This window comes from Lysinibacillus sp. FSL H8-0500 (assembly GCF_038051955.1).
In the GTDB taxonomy this organism is placed as follows: Bacteria; Bacillota; Bacilli; order Bacillales_A; family Planococcaceae; genus Lysinibacillus; species Lysinibacillus macroides.
Genome location: NZ_CP150292.1, coordinates 3,577,845 through 3,594,912, shown reverse-complemented (window position 1 = coordinate 3,594,912; position 17,068 = coordinate 3,577,845). Strand labels below are relative to the sequence as shown.

Here is a 17,068-nt window from a genome sequence, read left to right as displayed (position 1 = left end):
CTTAATATAGGAGGCAATTCAATGACACGTCAATGGACTACATTACATACTTACGAAGATATTAAGTATGAATTCTATAACGGTATCGCCAAAATTACGATTAACCGTCCAGAAGTGCGCAACGCATTCCGTCCCAAAACAGTGATGGAAATGATTGATGCATTTTCACGCGCACGCGATGACAAAAATGTCGGTGTGATTATTTTAACAGGTGAGGGTGAACATGCCTTCTGCTCAGGCGGAGACCAAAAAGTTCGCGGTCACGGTGGCTATGTTGGAGAAGATGAAATCCCACGTCTAAACGTTCTGGATTTACAACGTTTAATCCGTGTGATTCCAAAGCCTGTAGTGGCAATGGTGGCAGGCTATGCAATTGGTGGAGGACACGTTTTACATGTTGTCTGTGATTTAACAATTGCTGCTGACAATGCTCGCTTTGGACAAACTGGACCAAAAGTAGGTTCATTTGATGCAGGCTATGGCTCAGGCTACCTTGCTCGTATTATTGGTCATAAAAAGGCACGTGAAATTTGGTACCTTTGCCGTCAATACGATGCACAGCAAGCACTTGATATGGGCTTAGTGAATACAGTTGTTCCTTATGCGCAATTGGAAGATGAAACGGTTCAATGGTGTGAAGAAATGCTACAAATGTCACCAACTGCACTACGCTTCTTAAAAGCAGCGATGAATGCAGATACAGATGGCTTAGCAGGCCTTCAACAAATGGCTGGTGATGCTACACTTCTTTACTACACAACTGACGAAGCAAAAGAAGGCCGCGATGCCTTCAAAGAAAAACGTCAACCTGACTTCGGTCAGTTCCCAAGATTCCCTTGATGAAAGGAAATCATCAAACGGCTCGTATCTTTTGAGAGATACGGGCTTTTTTTATCTGCTTGGGGAAGGAGTGGAGAGGGATAGAGGTATAAAAGTGCTGGATAGCCATGCTAAAGCGAAGGATAGAACCGCTAAAATAGAGAATAGAGCGAGTAAGCCTGCGCAAGTGACGGATAGAATCACTAAAATAAAGGATAGCCACATTAAAATAATGGAAAGAGTCCCCCAAATAGCCGTTAGCCACCCTTAAACGGATGGATGGACAAGGAATAGAGGAAAACGATAAGATATAGGATGATTGGAGTGACAAATATGTATCCAAATTGGATTTTACAGCGAGCCTATTTAACGCCGCTTCGCAAAGCATTAGCATATAAAGGGCAAAGCTGGACGTTTCAAGAATTAAATAACATATCGATCAAGCGCGCTCGTCAATTATCGGCCCTTGGCATTCAACAAGGAGACCGTATCGCTATAATGGGGCCGAGTAAGCCAGATCTTGTCGTGATGCTGTATGCCTGTATGCATTTACAATGTGAGATGGTGATGCTCAATCGTAGACTATCACAGGAGGAACTAACTTATCAGCTAGAGGATGCTGAAGCCGTTACAGTGCTTGTTGCGGATGAGGATATCATGAAGTTACCTCCTGAAACAGCCCATCATTTATTTTCAACAATTGCAAAGGGCGTGGAAGGTACACTGGAGATTGCTGAGGAATGGTCTCTTCATCAAACAACAACGATTATGTATACATCAGGCACAACGGGTTTTCCAAAAGGGGTTCGTCAAACGGTTGGTAACCATCAAGCCAGCGCAACCGCCTCTGTTTTCAATATAGGGCTACAGCCAGAAGATGTTTGGCTATGTGCAGTGCCGTTATTCCATATTAGCGGTTTTTCGATATTAGTGCGCTCACTGCTATATGGCAATCAAGTGTATTTATATGATCAATTTGATGTAGAGACCATTACCCAAAATATTATAGATGGTGAAGTCACACATATGTCAGTTGTGGCTGTAACATTGGAAAGAATTCTACATACGTTAGAGCAACTCGCAATGAAAGCTTCACCACGTTTTAAGTTAATATTAGCTGGAGGAGGGCCTGTACCTGTTGATTATTTGACAAGAGCACATGCCTTAAACTTAGCAGTTGCACAAACATATGGTATGACCGAAACTTCCTCACAAACAGCTACATTGGCAAGTGAGGACGCTATAAGAAAAATAGGCTCTGCTGGAAAGCCATTGTTTTTTAATCAAATTAAAATTGCTGAACCAAACGCCCATGGTGAAGGGGAGATTTGTATTCGTGGTCCGCATGTGACACCAGGCTATATTGGGCGTTTTACACAGAAAAGCGCAACAATAGATGGTTGGCTGCATACGGGAGATATCGGGTATATAGATGAGGAGGGCTACCTATTTGTTATTGACCGCAGAGCAGATTTAATTATTTCAGGAGGAGAAAATATTTATCCTGCTGAAATCGAAAATGTCTTGCTTACACATCCTGCTGTTCAGGAAGCGGGTGTCTGCGGTAAGCATGATAGCCGATGGGGACAAGTACCCATAGCATTTGTGGTGTTAAAGGAGCAAGTATCCATAGAGCAATTACAAGCTTTTTGTAGCAAAAAGCTTGCTAGGTACAAGGTTCCGAAAGAAATTATACTAACAGACACCCTCCCTCGTAATGGAGCGAATAAGCTAGTAAGACGAAAATTATTGCAATAGTTAAAAGAAGCCTCCATTTATGAAGGCTTCTTTTGTTTGCTACGAAAACATTTATACCTTTAGTATGAAATTCATTTTTCCATAACATAATAAAAAAAGAGAGGCATAAACTATTAGTAAAGGAGAATGACTCATATGAGGAAATATATATATAATGTTGTCATTATATTATTTGTTCTACAAATGAGTCATGTGCAAGTATTGGCAAATTATAAAAAAGATTCTATAGCAACTGCCCAATCCATTGAAACACTACAATCTCTGATTTTCCAAGAAGTTATGCAGTTCTCTACCGAATTTTCTATTCAATATACAGGTGATCTAGCTGATATAAAAGATGAACTCACTGAAATCACGAAAAATGCCATTCAAAACGATTATCTTTATGCGAATATTTCTAGCTTCAAATGGAATTATAATGGAACTAATAATCATCTTGTCATTGACTTTACTTTTACGTATCATCTTTCACAAGCAGAGGAAGCATTTGTCGCACAAACATTGGCAACTATTACTGCACCCATGCATGGATTCAGCGATATACAAAAATTACAGGCTGCACATGATTTTATTGTTTTATCCACGGAATACTCCAAGGAAACAGAAGGAAGTCAATATTCCCCTTATACATTATTAAAAGAGAATAAGGGAGTCTGTCAGGCATATGCTTTAGTGCTTTATCGAATGTTAGAAATGTTAGGCTTTGAGGTGCGATATGTACCTGGCAATGCAGGTGAACAGCTCCATGCCTGGGTATTAGTAAAGCTTGAGCAGGACTGGTATCATATTGATGTTACCTGGGATGACCCTTTACCCGATCGCAAGGGAGAGGTGCGTTATCAATATTTTTTGCTGTCAGATCGGCAGCTATCACGTGACCATACATGGGATTATGCGCGTTTTCCCGCTGCTACCAGTGAAAAGTATACAGAAATGCAGCAACTCACAAAGACACAAAGTGGAGCGGCTCCTTTTCAATATCGCTTGCATCACAAATTGATGATGGATGAAAATAAGCTAGCCATTAAGCAACCAACAAAGCTTGTTACCTTAAAACAAAGTGAGCCAAATGAATTTGATATGAATAAATGGACACAAATAAATATAGAAAGTTTAGCAGTCTTTTTAGTGACACATCCAATCTATACTGCACCTAAGATAAGCTGGTTAACGTCTATTGATCGAGTAGAAAAACGTATGCCTCAAGAAAAATACGTCATACGAAAGGAGGTATCCCATCTAATTTTCGGGACACCTCCTTTCTCATGCTATTAATGCGTGTTTAATGCTTTCTCTAATGTTTGAATATTTTCCTGCATTAATGTAAAGTATGTTTCATTATTTTTTTCATCATCAGCTGTTAAGACACTCAGGTTATGCAAGACAAGTGATTCAGCCCCAACCTCTTTTTGAATAACCTCTGCTAATTTAGAAGAAACATTTTGTTCAAATAAAATATAGTGAATATGCAATTCATTCGCTTTATCAACAATTTTTGTTAATTCTTTTTGAGACGGCTCATCCTGAGAATTTAAGCCTGCAATTGGCACTTGTGTTAAGCCATATTGACCTGCAATATAACCAAATGCAGCATGAGAGACAAAGAATGTTTTATCCTGTGCTTGGTCAGCCATTGCTTTAAAGTCATTATCTAAATCCTGTAATTCTTTCACTAATGCTTCATAATTTGCGTTAAATGTAGTTTCTTGTGCAGGCATTTTTTCAACCAGTGTATTTTTAATAGCAAGTGCTAAATCCTGACTAATTGTAGGAGATAGCCAAACATGGGGGTCAATATCGCCATGCTCATGGTCGTGATGATCATCTGCTTCTGCATCGTGGTCATGATCAGCGTGCTCATCATGAGCTTCTGCATCATGATCGTGCCCTTCATGTTCATGAGCTTCTGCGTCGTGGTCGTGTCCTTCCTCATCTTCTGGATGAACATGACCAGTACTGATCGCTAATTTTTCAGCTGTTACTTGATCAGCTGTTGCTACCATTGCGACACCCTCATTTGCTAATGTCTTTTTCGCATTTTCCACAAAGCCTTCAAGTCCTAAACCAATATAGAAAAAGATATCCGCATCTGCTAATTTCATCATATCTTTTTGGGTTGGCTCAAATGTATGTTCATTTGCTCCAGCAGGGTAAATCGAAGACACATCAACAAAATCACCACCAATACGCTCTGCAAAATAGCTTAAAGGATAGACCGTTGTACGAATGACTAACTGATCCTTGTTCTTGTCCTTATCATCAGCTTGCTGGGAAGTGGAGGCTTTATCGCCACAGGCAGCGGTAAATATAGCAAGTACTACAACTAGAAATACTAAATATACTTTTTTCATTTAATTAAATATCTCCTTTAAATAGTAATCATTACGGTTTGTTTTTCAGAACAGTTACTATGATAACGCACAACTTTAAAAAGTACAAGAAAAAATGACCTTCGAAAGCTAACTTTTTTTCGAAGGCCATTTTTCTGGCACAGGATCAAAGCCACCCGCATGAAATGGATGACACTTTGATACACGTATAATGGTTAGTAAAAAGCCCTTGAACGCTCCATGTTTTTGAAATGCCTCAAGCCCATAAGAGGAGCAGGTGGGGTGGAAGCGACAAGTGGGCGGTGTCATGGGGGAGATGAATTTTCTGTAAAATTGAATAAGCCAAATAAAAGGATACTTCATGGTTGCTCATCCTTTTGCGATGCATGAGGTTCCTTAGGCTTTACATCAACTGTTTGTGTAAAGATATGTTTATTTTTCTTGTAAATAATAATCGCTGCAACAGCAAACATTAGCATCATCATAGCAATCATTACAATAATTGGTAATGGAACACCCATTGTCTTCACTCCAAATTCAATAAATCAGATTTGACTAGTTCTCTTCTTGCTGATAGCTTTGTTTCGGTTTTTCATCAATCGTATGTTGAAAGGCATACGCACGGTTGACACTAATAATCGTTGCAATTGTGATGAGTATAACGATAATAATTGCGACGATTAAGAGCGTAGTTAAACTCATAACATCCACTCCGTTCATTGTTTGTCATCTCCATTATAAATTATAAGGAGATCTTAATTGTGAAGGAAGTTTGACATTCCCACGAATAAAACACTCATTTTTCCTCCATACTATGGAAAAAGGAGTGAATCGTCAAGATGGAACGTCAGCGTATATATTTTTCACTTGCTAATAGAACCTTTTATACAAATCCATATGCAGGGCCTTGGAATTTCGAGCTTAATATTGACCGACAAGCATTAAATGTTTTTGAAAAGATTTTTCAGCAAATGCAGCTATTAGAAATATCCAATGCATGGCGCGCACAGCTACCCTATATCCAATATCATTTAGATAAAGAAAATGATGAGATTGACCGAAGATTGATGAAGATTTATGCATTAGTCCATGAATATGGGGATGATGATACAAAAGCGTTTGTTGAGCAGCTTCCTTATTTTAATAAGCGCGTCTAACTAAGAAAAGGTCACTAAACGAGCAGTGACCTTTTTTCCTCCTAACAAATAGCCTTTAGAATGGTAAAAACAGCTTCTCTAGGAACGATTATCGGTATATTGAGTTTATCCTTGATCGTATTTTTCATCGTTGTGGAGTAACCCATACAATCCAGAATAAGCAAATCTGCTCCATGATCTGCTAATTGCTGTGCCTTTGCCAATAAATCCTGTGCATTGAAGTGATAAGGGGAGCTTGCCGAAAAGCTTACAGCAAATTGAGCTTTTTGCCATTTCTCTGCAACAGTTGTTTGTTGATCAGGCTCAGGTCCAATTAAGCCAAGTGCAAGTTCCGTCTGTAAACCTTTTACTAAATTAGTCATCATTCGATCCGGTAGTAAAAGATTTTTAAAAGGTAATTTATTTGTAAAATCGCCTGTACACATAAGTAACACCCAAGTGAATTCATGAAGATTGCTAATGCATGTCTGAATATAGGGCATGAGCTTTTGTTTACTGAGCTTTACTTGCTGACCATTTGTAAGAAGCGTCACTAAAATATCTGTATCTACGCTTGAGGGTGCAAGTGTAGCAATTTCAGAAGGAGAAAGTGCATCAAGGGCACCAAATTCCTGAACTTGTAGACCTGCTTCTCGTAATTGTTGAATATCCTCTGCCATATCTTTGCGAGGGGCTTGACCAATTGTGACAACGGCAATGTTTGAATGTCTCACTGTGCTCACTCCGCTTCGTAATATTTCTGTCCATTTACATAAGTTTGGAGAACCTTTGCCTCTGTTTCAAAAATAGAGTGTGACCAAACAACAAAATCAGCATCCTTACCTTCCTCAAGGCTACCAATGCGATGATCTAGCTGTACAAGCTTAGCAGCATTGATGGTAATACTTTTTAAGGCTGTTTCCTTATCTAAACCATAACGAATGGCTTCAGTGGCACAATATTTTAAGTACTGAATCGGTACAAAAGGATGATCCGTCATGATGGCAAATGGTATATTGTGCTCTTTAAAGATGGCTGCAATTGCTGGTGTAGAATGACGAGTTTCATATTTAGATGGCGTTAACATATAGGGACCAAGCGTTGCATGAAAACCACTATTTTTCACAGCATCCACAATGAGGTAGCCTTCTGTACAATGCTCTAAATGGAGTTTTACATTAAATTCTTTGGCAATTCTTATAGCTGTCATAATGTCGTCTGCTCTGTGACAATGAAGGCGAAGGGGCATGTCGCCTCGAAGCACCTCAATAAATGGACGTAACTCTGCATTTTGTTTAATTTGTTCTGCTCGTTGTTCTTCATTGAGTTGACTGGCACGTTGGAAACCATCCCGTAAAAGCTGGGCAATGGCCATGCGCGTCATCGGCTTGCGTTTATACTGATTGCCGAAGACGTTTTTCGGATTTTCCCCTAGGGCACCCTTTAAACCGCTGCGCTCTACTAAAACACGGGATGCAAGGGTGGGTCCTGCTGTTTTAAGGATGCTCCAAATACCGCCGATAACGTTGGCACTGCCTGGCCCAGTTTGCACAGTCGTCACGCCGCCTTCAAGTGCATGCTGGAAGGAAAAATGGCGAATATCTACACTATCTAAAGCATGCATCAGCGGTGTAAAGGGTTCACTATATTCATTGGCATCATTAATATCTTCCGTTACCTCAGCCCATGTGCCAACATGTGCATGAATATCAATTAACCCTGGTGTAACATAAGCCCCTTGTAGATCAACTAATTCAGCATTGGGAGGAGCCTCTTTGGCAGGACCTATATAGACAATACGTCCATCCTTGACCCACAACTGTTCACAAGTATCGTTTTGTTCATTGACTGTCAGAAACTTTGCATGATGATAAATAATCATTGTGTAAACCCTTCTTCCCGTGCATAAACTTTTGTCCCTTTAATAAAAGTTGCAACAACCTGTGCATCTAAATCTAATGGATGCTTATCCCATATGACAAAATCAGCAAAAAGACCATCACGAATCGCGCCTGTTTGATGGGCGATACCAAGGAAATTTGCAGCTCCTGTTGTCAGAGCATACAGCACGTCCTGGCGTGTCATACCTTCTCTTACAGCTAAGCAGCCTTCTAATGTTAGGTGAGAGGCGCTACTGACAGGGTGGTCTGTACAAAAAACAAATGGTATATTGTGCTTGGACAACTGGTGATACAGTTTTGGTGATAGTTCCATCATCTCGTTATGCTCGATATATCGGAATGTTGGACCAGCAATCATTGTATTGAAGGGTGTCTCCTGAAGTAGCGGAGCCTCAGTACCATGAATAACATGAAAATCAAAAATCGAGCCAAATTCTTGCTGAAGGCGGCTAACCAATTCAAGATCAACGGCTTTATGTGCCCGTATAACAATTTTTTTAATCAATGGCTCTTGCTGCTGAATTTGCTGTAATGTTTCTCTTAAAATTTTGGCGATTCCCATCCGAGTTAGCGGCTTTTTCTTTTCAGCAAAAAATGTGCTTTTTGCCTGATGTCCGATAGAAAAGGAGTACGCAACATCCTTTGAAATAACCATCTCATCAACGGTTGTATGTGTATGATGAATGATAGCCGTCTTTGCACCAATCAAGCTTTTAGGGGAGGGGACGATATGAGATGCTGTTATCCCATGGGAAATGGCTTTTTGAAATGCTGCATCAAATGGATAAATACCATCAACTACAGAATATTGCAGATGTGAGTCAAATTCATAGCTATCATCACCCTCCCAACGAATCCCTATTTCAGCTAAGCCGATTTGTGAACAGCTATCGATAAAGCCAGGTGTAATATAGTAGCCATCTAAATCCAATTCTGTTTCGGTTGTGCTAGTAGCTGGTTCAAAGTATTGCCCTTGCACTTGAAACGATTGTTTATTAAAGCTACGTGTCTCAGCGTTAAAAATAAGTCCATTTATATAGCGTGTCATTGGATCATTTCGCTCCTTATGAAGAGAAAAGCGGAGATAAGCATCTCCACTTTTCTAGTCTAATTATTTAGAAATAGATACATTCGTACCATTCGGATGTACAATTTGTACGGAGTTATCAGCGGAAACCTCAAAGCCCTGTACCTTTTTGTTTACACCTGCAACAGTTTGTGTCGCCTCTAATTCAATACGTGGAACATCTGCTAAAATCAGCTTTAATGCTTCTTGGTATAATTGTGCACGTTCTTCCTGCACGACTGTTTCTGATACAGCACGTTCTAATAATTTATCAACCTCTGGATTACTGTAGCCTTTACCATTGCCTAACGCACCGACTTGATTTGTGTGGAACAGTTGATATAGGAAGAAGTATGGATCTGGATACCAAGTCCAGCCACCAATATTCATTGGGGCATTTCCTTTTGCGACAGTATCACTGTAAGTACCCCATTCAAGCACTTTAATTTCAACATCAATATTTAAGTTTTCTTTTAATTGGCTTTGGAAAATTGTTGCATAAGGAACACGTGCTTCAGATACAAAAATTTCTGTTTTAAAGCCATCAGCATAGCCAGCTTCTGCTAATAATTTTTTAGCTTCCTCAGGGTTATATTTTGGTACTAAATCCACTAATGCTTCATCATATCCCCATGAACCTGGTGGTAATGGTAAGTAAGAAACATCACCGCCACCCCATTGGTTAACACCAGAAATAATTTCCTCAACATTTGTGGCCATATAGATAGCTTCACGAACGCGTTTGTCAGCAGTCGGACCTACCTTATTGTTCAGATCAAGATAAACAATGGATAGACCTGGATTTGTTAAAAGCTCAAGATTGCTATCTTGGTTGATAATTTCTCGGTTTTGACCTTTAACATCCATAGCGATATCAATATCCCCAGAACGTAATGCGTTTGTCATCATATTTTGATCAGAAATAAACTTCATTGTTAAATTATCAATGTGAGGTTTTTCACCCCAGTAATTTTCGTTACGAACAAGTTTTACTTCTTGGTCTTTCTTCCAATCTGTTAACCGGAATGGACCAGTACCAACGAAATGCTCAGAAAAATTATCGCCCCAGCCTTCAATCTCTTCTTTTGGAATAATGATATTTCCTGCATCTGTTAGCATAGCAAGGAGAGCAGCATTCGGTGAAGCTAAGTGAATTTCCACCTCATAATCCGATAATACTTTCACCTCTGTTACACCACTTAAACGATTCATAGCAGATTCTTTGGCAGAGCGCTCTAAAGAATATTTCACATCCTCAGCCGTCATTTCACGACCGTCTTGGTACTCACCCTTTTGGAATTTTACACCTTCACGTAACTTAAATGTATAAACTAACATATCATCTGACACTTTCCACTCTGTTGCTAATGAAGGAATAATATCAGATAGATCTTTGTTATACACAACCAATGTATCAGCCATTTGGCGCATAACCTGTGATTCATAAACCCCCGTATATTTGATAGGGTCAAATGTTTTGGCATTGGCTGAAAGGCCAATATTTAATGTGCCACCCTCACTAGCGGTTGTGTCTCCGCCTTTTTCACCTGATGAACTATCTTTCTCTGTATTGCCACCACAAGCAGCTAAAACGCCAAGCATTAAAGTTAAAAATAATAGTAGTAAAGATTTTTTTACGTTTATTTTCTTCATACTTACTAGCCTCCTTAGTATTTGTTTCACAATATGAACCGTTGATTCAAAAATGATAGGTTCGAAATAAAAGTAGCACATTTGTAAATAGAAAGTAAATAAAAAATTATAAAAATTCAGAAAAAAATATATTTACAAACAATTAGTGTGAGGTGTAGTATGTAGTTATTCACAATATGAACCACTGATTCTAATAATGAAAAGGAGGTCTTGCTAAGATGGGCTCATTTATTTTAAAAAGGTTAGTAAATCTTATTCCAACACTGTTAGTAGTCGGAATCATCGTCTTTATTATTACGCGAATGATTCCTGGTGATCCAGCTTCAGTTATGCTTGGACCCCAGGCAAGTGTGGAAGATGTAGAGAATTTAAGAGAAGAGTTAGGGTTAAATAAGTCAATGCCTTCGCAATTTATTTCATATGTAGGAGACTTAGCACAATTAAATTTAGGATATTCCTATTCTTATAGTGAGTCTGTCATTGGGCTTATCCTTGAGAGGTTTCCTAACACAGTTGTACTGGCATTGGCAGCATTATTAATAGCAGTCGTGGTAGGTATCCCAGCAGGAATATTAGCAGCTAGGAAACAAAATACCATCATTGATTATATTGTTATGCTTGTATCATTAGTGGGTGTATCCATGCCGATTTTTTGGTTGGGGATTATGCTGGTTCTGTTCTTCAGTGTTAATCTTGGCTGGTTCCCTGCCACTGGGATGGGGAATTTAAGTGATGGTTTATGGTCCTATTTAAAGCATTTAATTTTACCAGCATTTGCTTTAGCCACAATTCCAATGGCGACATTTGCACGTATTACACGATCAAGCATGCTAGAGGTAATTTCGCAAGATTATATTAAAACAGCTCGTTCTAAAGGAATTAAAGAATATTTAGTGATTGGGAAGCATGCCTTTAAAAATGCACTAACACCCATTTTGACGGTATTAGGTATGCAGATTTCCAATTTACTAGGTGGTGCTGTTTTAACAGAAACGATTTTTAGTTGGCCTGGAATGGGGCGACTTATTGTAGATGCAATTGATAAACGTGATTTTGTAGTAGTGCAGGGTACTGTTATTTTCATTGCATTCATCTTTGTGCTGATTAACTTAGTAGTCGATGTGCTTTATAAAGTCGTCAATCCTAAGGTCAATCTTGAATCGGATGGGGGGAAAAAATAACAATGACTCAAGCAATCGTTACTGAAACAAGAAAAAAAAATACGCTATTGCGCAAGTTGCTAAAAAATAAATTAGCATCAATAGGGCTAATCATTGTAACCTTAATGGCCATTGTAGCTATTTTTGCACCATTGATTGCTACCCATCCACCGAATGAGATGACTGTTGGCAAATCATTTTTACCCATGAATACGGATGGACATTTACTTGGCACGGATAACTATGGTCGTGATTTGTTTAGCCGTTTAGTCTATGGTACACGGATATCAATGATTGTAGGGATTGCAGCGGTGCTATTTGGCGCTGTGTTTGGAACATTACTTGGCTTAATTGCAGGGTATTTTGGTGGTCGCATTGATTCTATTATCATGCGTACAATGGATGGTCTGTTTGCCTTTCCGTTTATTTTATTAGCCATTACATTAATGACGGTATTGGGGCAAGGACTTGTCAATGTGATTGTTGCCATTGGTATTGCTAATATCCCAGGGTTTGCAAGGCTTGTTCGTGGACAGGTTTTAAGCGTAAAAGAGGAAGAATTTATCGAAGTAACGCATTCTTTAGGTGCTACACATACGAGAATTATTTTTAGTCATATATTACCAAACTGTTTAGCTCCTTTAATTGTCTACGGCACGATGAGTACAGCAGGGGCTATTATTTCAGAGGCAGCTCTTAGCTTTTTAGGATTAGGGGTTCAACCGCCAACAGCTTCATGGGGCAGTATTTTAAAGGATGGGAAAGACTTTTTAGTATTAAATCCCCAAATGGCGACATTTTCAGGTATCTGTATTTTACTAACAGTTCTTGGAATTAACCTCTTAGGAGATGGATTGCGTGATGCATTAGATCCGAAAATGAAAGTTTAATGGAAGGGGGTGGAGTCATGACTGAACATTTACTAGATGTAGAAAACTTGACAGTAGAATTTAAAAGTGGCGGCTCTACAATGAAAGCTGTTAATGGAGTAAATTTACAATTAAATAAGAAGGAAACACTAGGGATTGTTGGGGAGTCAGGATCAGGAAAAAGTGTGACAGCCACTGCTCTTATGCGTTTAATTCCATCTCCACCAGGAAAAATAACAAATGGGAAAATTCACTTTAATGGACGCGATTTATTGGCAATTTCGGAAAAGGATATGCGCAATGTACGAGGCAATGATATGTCGATGATTTTTCAGGATCCTATTACAAGTTTGAATCCAGTTCTAACAGTGGGCAATCAAATTATCGAAGTAATTCAGGCGCATGAAACGATTTCAAAGAAAGATGCAGCTGTAAAAGCAGTTGATATGTTGAAAATGGTGGGTATTCCTGAGCCAGAAAAGCGCTTAAAAATGTATCCACATGAATTTTCAGGAGGCATGCGCCAGCGTGTTATGATTGCGATTGCCCTTGCGTGTAACCCGAAGCTACTTATTGCTGATGAGCCAACAACAGCACTGGATGTAACTGTACAGGCTCAAATTCTTGATTTGATGAAAAAATTACAGCAAGAGCATGATACAGCTATTATTATGATTACTCATGATTTAGGCGTAGTTTGGGAGTTATGTGACAAAGTAAATGTTATGTATGCAGGACGAACAGTAGAGTCAACAACAACAAGACAGCTCTATGACAAGCCGTTACATCCCTATACGTGGGGATTATTAGAATCTCAAATTACGATGGGCACACAAGAACAACAAAGATTACCGGCTATTCCAGGTAGCCCACCAGATTTAACAATGCCACATAGCGGCTGTCACTTCTCCGCACGCTGCCCTTTAGCAACAGATATTTGTCGTAGTACAGTGCCTGATTTAGTAGAAGTGCAGGATAATCATTTTGTAGCCTGCCATTTGCAAGCAAAGGATCAAATTGTCGAACGGAAGGAGGGAATTTTTAATGCAACAGCACAATGACCTTGTTTTAAAGGTAAGTAATTTAAAAAAGCATTTTCCCATTAAAAGTTCAATTCCTTTTAAAAAATCAACACAATTTGTGAAGGCAGTAGATGGTGTAAGTTTTGAATTGTACAAGGGTGAGACACTTGGGATTGTCGGTGAATCAGGCTGTGGTAAATCAACGGTTGCTCGTTTAATCAACCAGCTAATCTCACCAACAGATGGAATTGTTGAGTTTAAGGGCACGGATTTAGCAAGCTTAAATACAAAGGATATTCGTTCTGCTCGAAAATCCATACAAATGGTATTCCAAAATCCTTATGCATCGCTTGATCCTCGTAAAACGATTGAATACCTTGTTGCTGAGCCATTAGTTATCCATGGTATTGGCGATGAGGCATCACGTAAAAAGCGTGTAATTGAATTACTTGAAACAGTCGGCTTAAGTGCTTACCATGCAAAACGCCACCCTCATGAGTTTTCAGGTGGACAAAGACAACGTATCAATATTGCTCGTGCTCTTGCACTCAATCCAGATATTGTTGTTTGTGATGAACCTGTGTCAGCATTAGATGTATCGGTGCAAGCGCAAGTTATTAATTTATTAAAAGATCTACAGAAGGAATTTGGCTTAACATATATTTTTATTTCACATGATTTAAATGTTGTGAACTATATGTGTGATCGAATTGCCGTTATGTACTTAGGGAAAATAGTGGAAATTGGCACATACAAGGAGATCTATGAAAATCCGCAACATCCATATACACAAGCCTTATTATCAGCTATTCCAAAGGAAAATCCTTTTGATGCAAAGGAACGCATTATTTTATCTGGTGATGTACCAAGTCCAGTAAATCCACCAAGCGGCTGTGCATTCCATAAACGTTGTCGTTTTGCTATGGAGAAATGTGCAACCATGCAACCCACGCTTGATACAGTGACAGCTACACATCAAGTTTCCTGTCATTTATTTGAATCAATACAGCAAGAAGTACCAACGACTTAATAAATTATTGAAGCAGAAAAGGGAGCGAATTGATTATGTCATTGAAGCATGTTATGGAATTATACGAGTTAATGGATAGTATCTATGTGAACGGAGAGGCTATCAAAGAATATTTACACACTATTGATCCAGCAGCAAATATAGAGGTAAAAACGATTCAAGGTGAAAGTGGCTCAACGGATTTTGTTCGCGTGTTTCTAAAAGGAAAGAACGGGAAATCCTCAGGAGGAAATGCGCCAACTTTAGGGATAATTGGCCGTTTAGGTGGTATTGGAGCGCGTCCTGAAATGACAGGCTTTGTATCGGATGGAGATGGTGCATTAGCATGTATGGCTGGTGCTGCCAAAGCACTTGATATGGCATTAAAAGGCGATCAACTAGAGGGCGATGTTATTTTTACGACACATATTTGTCCAACAGCACCAACCCTACCACATGAGCCAGTGCCATTTATGAACTCGCCCGTAGACATTAGTGTGATGAATGAAAATGAAGTGGATAACACAATGGATGCTATTCTTTCGATTGATACAACGAAGGGCAATCAAGTATGTAACCATAAAGGGTTTGCCATTACCCCAACTGTTAAAGAGGGCTATATATTAAAAGTTAGTGATGATTTACTGCATGTCTATACGCAATCCGCTGGAATTTCTCCTGTTGTGATGCCCATTACCACGCAGGATATTACACCGTATGGGAATGGTTTATTCCATATTAATAGTATTTTACAACCAGCTGTTGCAACGACAAGTCCTGTTGTTGGTGTTGCCATTACAACAGAATCTGTAGTAGCGGGCTGTGCAACAGGTGCGACACATATTACAGATGTAGAAGGTGTTGTGCGATTTGTCTTAGAAGTAGCTAAAACTTATGGTGCTTATAAATGCTCATTCTTTGATGAACAGCAATTTACACATATGAAGAAATTATATGGCAGCATGAGCCACTTACAAACAAAGGGAAATGAGGTACAGGCACATGAATGATTTACAAGCACTGAAAGAGCAATTGATTGAAGCAGTTGAACAACATCAAGATGAATTAATTGAATTTTGTGCAAAGCTAATTCAAATTCCAAGTGTTAATCCTCCGGGAGATACAACTGAAATTACGGCTTTTATTGAAAACTATTTAAGCGAAGTAGGCATTACGTATGAAAAATATGAAGCTGCAGATAAAATGTATAACTTAGTAGCTTCTATTGGAAATGGTGAAGGAAAAGAGCTCGTTTATTGTGGACATACAGATGTTGTACCTGTTGGTGATTTATCGAAGTGGGATTTTGATCCATTCTCAGGTGAAGTCAAGGATGGCTGGATGCTTGGCCGCGGGGCGAGTGATATGAAAGCTGGTTTAGCAGGTATTATTTTTGCTACAAAGCTACTGAAGAAATTAAATATTGAATTGCCAGGAAAATTAACATTAGCAATTGTCCCCGATGAAGAAACAGGTGGCGAATTTGGTGTTCCTTGGCTATTAGAGCGAAAATTAGTAAAGGGTGATGGTTGCTTAATCGCAGAGCCTTCTTCACCATTAAATCCAACAATTGGACAAAAGGGTTCTTACTGGTTTGAATTAGAGGTACGTGGGGAACCTGGACATGGAAGTCTCTCACCATTGGCTGGACGTAATGCTATTGTCGATGCTATTCGAGCTATTCAAGAGATTCGTACACTCTGGGATATAGAAATTACCATCCCAGAGGAGGTACAGCCACTTATCAAGGTGTCAAAGAAATACATGCGTGAAGTGGAAAAAGATCGCTTGAAATATCAAGAAGTTTTAGAGAAAATTACTGTAAATATTGGTACAATTGAGGGAGGTACGAAGTCTAACGTTATTCCAGATTATTGTAAGGTGCAGGTCGATTGTCGCTTACCATTTGGTGTTACACAAGAGGAAGTAACAGAAATCCTGAAAAATAAATTAGATGCCTTGGAAATTGATTATTCGATCCAACGTTTTGGCTTCAAAAGTGTAGCTAATTATACGCCTGCTGACAACCCTGTATGCCAATCGATAGTGGAAAATATTTCTTTTGTAACAGGACAAGAGGCATATGGTGTTATGCAATGGGCAAGCAGCGATGCTCGGCACTTCAGACAATATGATATTCCTGTCTTACAATATGGTCCCGCTTATTTACCAAGTATTCATGGTTATAACGAAAAAGTCCGTGTTGAGGATATCGTACGCTGTGCAAAAGTATATATTACTGCTGCTATTGATTTCCTATATCAAAAGTAAGAGACAGCTACTCTCTTACTTTTGATAAAGTGATATCAGGTGCTGACGGCTGCTAAATCTGTCGATTATTTCCC

Annotated in this window: 18 protein-coding genes; 10 read left to right on the top strand and 8 right to left on the bottom strand. The window is 39.1% G+C overall.

The features are described 5' to 3' along the window. The first annotated feature begins 21 nt into the window (after positions 1–21). From menB to MHB44_RS17015, 3 genes are all read left to right on the top strand, one after another. The gene (gene menB, locus MHB44_RS17025) at positions 22–840 is read left to right on the top strand and encodes a 1,4-dihydroxy-2-naphthoyl-CoA synthase (RefSeq protein WP_053996678.1); all 819 of its coding nucleotides are present in this window, start codon (positions 22–24) and stop codon (positions 838–840) included. Positions 841–1,152: 312 nt separating this feature from the next. Beyond that, on the top strand, positions 1,153–2,577 hold the full coding sequence (locus MHB44_RS17020) for an o-succinylbenzoate--CoA ligase (protein ID WP_341300155.1): 1,425 nt from the start codon (positions 1,153–1,155) through the stop codon (positions 2,575–2,577). Positions 2,578–2,712: 135 nt separating this feature from the next. Further along, positions 2,713–3,852 carry a transglutaminase domain-containing protein gene (locus MHB44_RS17015; RefSeq protein WP_341300154.1) on the top strand — a complete coding sequence of 380 codons (1,140 nt, stop codon included), beginning with the start codon at positions 2,713–2,715 and terminating at the stop codon, positions 3,850–3,852. Here MHB44_RS17015 and MHB44_RS17010 read toward each other — a convergent pair. From MHB44_RS17010 to ytzI, 4 genes are all read right to left on the bottom strand, one after another. Beyond that, positions 3,849–4,928: a zinc ABC transporter substrate-binding protein gene (locus MHB44_RS17010; RefSeq protein ID WP_341300153.1), complete on the bottom strand. Its 1,080-nt coding sequence runs from the start codon at positions 4,926–4,928 to the stop codon at positions 3,849–3,851. The genes MHB44_RS17015 and MHB44_RS17010 overlap by 4 nt on opposite strands. A gap of 108 nt (positions 4,929–5,036) precedes the next feature. Next, positions 5,037–5,270 (bottom strand): membrane protein insertion efficiency factor YidD, encoded by a 234-nt coding sequence (gene yidD, locus MHB44_RS17005; RefSeq protein ID WP_341300152.1) that lies wholly within the window; start codon positions 5,268–5,270, stop codon positions 5,037–5,039. Further along, positions 5,267–5,428 (bottom strand): hypothetical protein, encoded by a 162-nt coding sequence (locus MHB44_RS17000; RefSeq protein WP_341300151.1) that lies wholly within the window; start codon positions 5,426–5,428, stop codon positions 5,267–5,269. Before MHB44_RS17000 ends, yidD begins: the two co-directional genes overlap by 4 nt. A 34-nt stretch (positions 5,429–5,462) precedes the next feature. Then, entirely contained in the window at positions 5,463–5,627 is a 165-nt protein-coding gene (gene ytzI / locus MHB44_RS16995) for a YtzI protein (protein WP_341300150.1), read from the bottom strand. A gap of 119 nt (positions 5,628–5,746) precedes the next feature. Between ytzI and MHB44_RS16990 the strand changes: the two genes are divergently transcribed. Next, the gene (locus tag MHB44_RS16990) at positions 5,747–6,064 is read left to right on the top strand and encodes a hypothetical protein (protein ID WP_053996672.1); all 318 of its coding nucleotides are present in this window, start codon (positions 5,747–5,749) and stop codon (positions 6,062–6,064) included. Positions 6,065–6,105: 41 nt separating this feature from the next. On the opposite strand, the gene MHB44_RS16985 is transcribed toward MHB44_RS16990, so the two are convergent. The 4 genes from MHB44_RS16985 to MHB44_RS16970 all read right to left on the bottom strand — a co-directional run bounded on the left by MHB44_RS16985 (position 6,106) and on the right by MHB44_RS16970 (position 10,663). Beyond that, the gene (locus MHB44_RS16985; RefSeq protein WP_341300149.1) at positions 6,106–6,777 is read right to left on the bottom strand and encodes an AroM family protein; all 672 of its coding nucleotides are present in this window, start codon (positions 6,775–6,777) and stop codon (positions 6,106–6,108) included. 5 nt (positions 6,778–6,782) lie between these two features. After that, complete coding sequence (locus tag MHB44_RS16980; protein ID WP_341300148.1) at positions 6,783–7,925, bottom strand: amidohydrolase; 1,143 nt, start codon at positions 7,923–7,925, stop codon at positions 6,783–6,785. Next, complete coding sequence (locus tag MHB44_RS16975) at positions 7,922–8,992, bottom strand: amidohydrolase family protein (RefSeq protein WP_341300147.1); 1,071 nt, start codon at positions 8,990–8,992, stop codon at positions 7,922–7,924. Before MHB44_RS16975 ends, MHB44_RS16980 begins: the two co-directional genes overlap by 4 nt. Positions 8,993–9,055: 63 nt before the next feature. Then, positions 9,056–10,663, bottom strand: coding sequence for an ABC transporter substrate-binding protein (locus MHB44_RS16970; RefSeq protein WP_341300146.1), 1,608 nt, complete (start codon positions 10,661–10,663; stop codon positions 9,056–9,058). 218 nt (positions 10,664–10,881) lie between these two features. On the opposite strand from MHB44_RS16970, the gene MHB44_RS16965 reads away from it, so the two are divergent. Genes MHB44_RS16965 through MHB44_RS16940 form a run of 6 tightly spaced genes read left to right on the top strand, consistent with a single transcriptional unit; the run spans position 10,882 to position 16,994 of the window. Beyond that, positions 10,882–11,844: an ABC transporter permease gene (locus MHB44_RS16965; protein ID WP_053996667.1), complete on the top strand. Its 963-nt coding sequence runs from the start codon at positions 10,882–10,884 to the stop codon at positions 11,842–11,844. A gap of 2 nt (positions 11,845–11,846) precedes the next feature. Further along, the gene (locus MHB44_RS16960) at positions 11,847–12,713 is read left to right on the top strand and encodes an ABC transporter permease (RefSeq protein ID WP_341300145.1); all 867 of its coding nucleotides are present in this window, start codon (positions 11,847–11,849) and stop codon (positions 12,711–12,713) included. Between the two features lie 17 nt (positions 12,714–12,730). Further along, positions 12,731–13,753: an ABC transporter ATP-binding protein gene (locus MHB44_RS16955; protein WP_341300144.1), complete on the top strand. Its 1,023-nt coding sequence runs from the start codon at positions 12,731–12,733 to the stop codon at positions 13,751–13,753. Beyond that, positions 13,737–14,744, top strand: coding sequence for a dipeptide ABC transporter ATP-binding protein (locus tag MHB44_RS16950; protein WP_341300143.1), 1,008 nt, complete (start codon positions 13,737–13,739; stop codon positions 14,742–14,744). Before MHB44_RS16955 ends, MHB44_RS16950 begins: the two co-directional genes overlap by 17 nt. A gap of 35 nt (positions 14,745–14,779) precedes the next feature. Then, positions 14,780–15,733, top strand: a complete 954-nt coding sequence (locus tag MHB44_RS16945; RefSeq protein WP_341300142.1) for a DUF1177 domain-containing protein — start codon at positions 14,780–14,782, stop codon at positions 15,731–15,733. Beyond that, the gene (locus tag MHB44_RS16940) at positions 15,726–16,994 is read left to right on the top strand and encodes an ArgE/DapE family deacylase (protein WP_341300141.1); all 1,269 of its coding nucleotides are present in this window, start codon (positions 15,726–15,728) and stop codon (positions 16,992–16,994) included. The genes MHB44_RS16945 and MHB44_RS16940 overlap by 8 nt, the downstream gene beginning before the upstream one ends. Positions 16,995–17,068: the final 74 nt, after the last annotated feature.

Coding starts and splice junctions, on each gene's coding strand:
- MHB44_RS16980 (WP_341300148.1), bottom strand. CDS start 7,925: ATGATTATTTATCATCATGCAAAGTTTCTGACAGTCAATGAACAAAAC.
- MHB44_RS16970 (WP_341300146.1), bottom strand. CDS start 10,663: ATGAAGAAAATAAACGTAAAAAAATCTTTACTACTATTATTTTTAACT.
- MHB44_RS16975 (WP_341300147.1), bottom strand. CDS start 8,992: ATGACACGCTATATAAATGGACTTATTTTTAACGCTGAGACACGTAGC.
- MHB44_RS16990 (WP_053996672.1), top strand. CDS start 5,747: ATGGAACGTCAGCGTATATATTTTTCACTTGCTAATAGAACCTTTTAT.
- MHB44_RS17020 (WP_341300155.1), top strand. CDS start 1,153: ATGTATCCAAATTGGATTTTACAGCGAGCCTATTTAACGCCGCTTCGC.
- yidD (WP_341300152.1), bottom strand. CDS start 5,270: ATGAAGTATCCTTTTATTTGGCTTATTCAATTTTACAGAAAATTCATC.
- MHB44_RS17010 (WP_341300153.1), bottom strand. CDS start 4,928: ATGAAAAAAGTATATTTAGTATTTCTAGTTGTAGTACTTGCTATATTT.
- MHB44_RS16960 (WP_341300145.1), top strand. CDS start 11,847: ATGACTCAAGCAATCGTTACTGAAACAAGAAAAAAAAATACGCTATTG.
- MHB44_RS17000 (WP_341300151.1), bottom strand. CDS start 5,428: ATGGGTGTTCCATTACCAATTATTGTAATGATTGCTATGATGATGCTA.
- MHB44_RS16955 (WP_341300144.1), top strand. CDS start 12,731: ATGACTGAACATTTACTAGATGTAGAAAACTTGACAGTAGAATTTAAA.
- MHB44_RS16950 (WP_341300143.1), top strand. CDS start 13,737: ATGCAACAGCACAATGACCTTGTTTTAAAGGTAAGTAATTTAAAAAAG.
- MHB44_RS16940 (WP_341300141.1), top strand. CDS start 15,726: ATGAATGATTTACAAGCACTGAAAGAGCAATTGATTGAAGCAGTTGAA.
- MHB44_RS16965 (WP_053996667.1), top strand. CDS start 10,882: ATGGGCTCATTTATTTTAAAAAGGTTAGTAAATCTTATTCCAACACTG.
- MHB44_RS17015 (WP_341300154.1), top strand. CDS start 2,713: ATGAGGAAATATATATATAATGTTGTCATTATATTATTTGTTCTACAA.
- MHB44_RS16945 (WP_341300142.1), top strand. CDS start 14,780: ATGTCATTGAAGCATGTTATGGAATTATACGAGTTAATGGATAGTATC.
- menB (WP_053996678.1), top strand. CDS start 22: ATGACACGTCAATGGACTACATTACATACTTACGAAGATATTAAGTAT.
- ytzI (WP_341300150.1), bottom strand. CDS start 5,627: ATGAACGGAGTGGATGTTATGAGTTTAACTACGCTCTTAATCGTCGCA.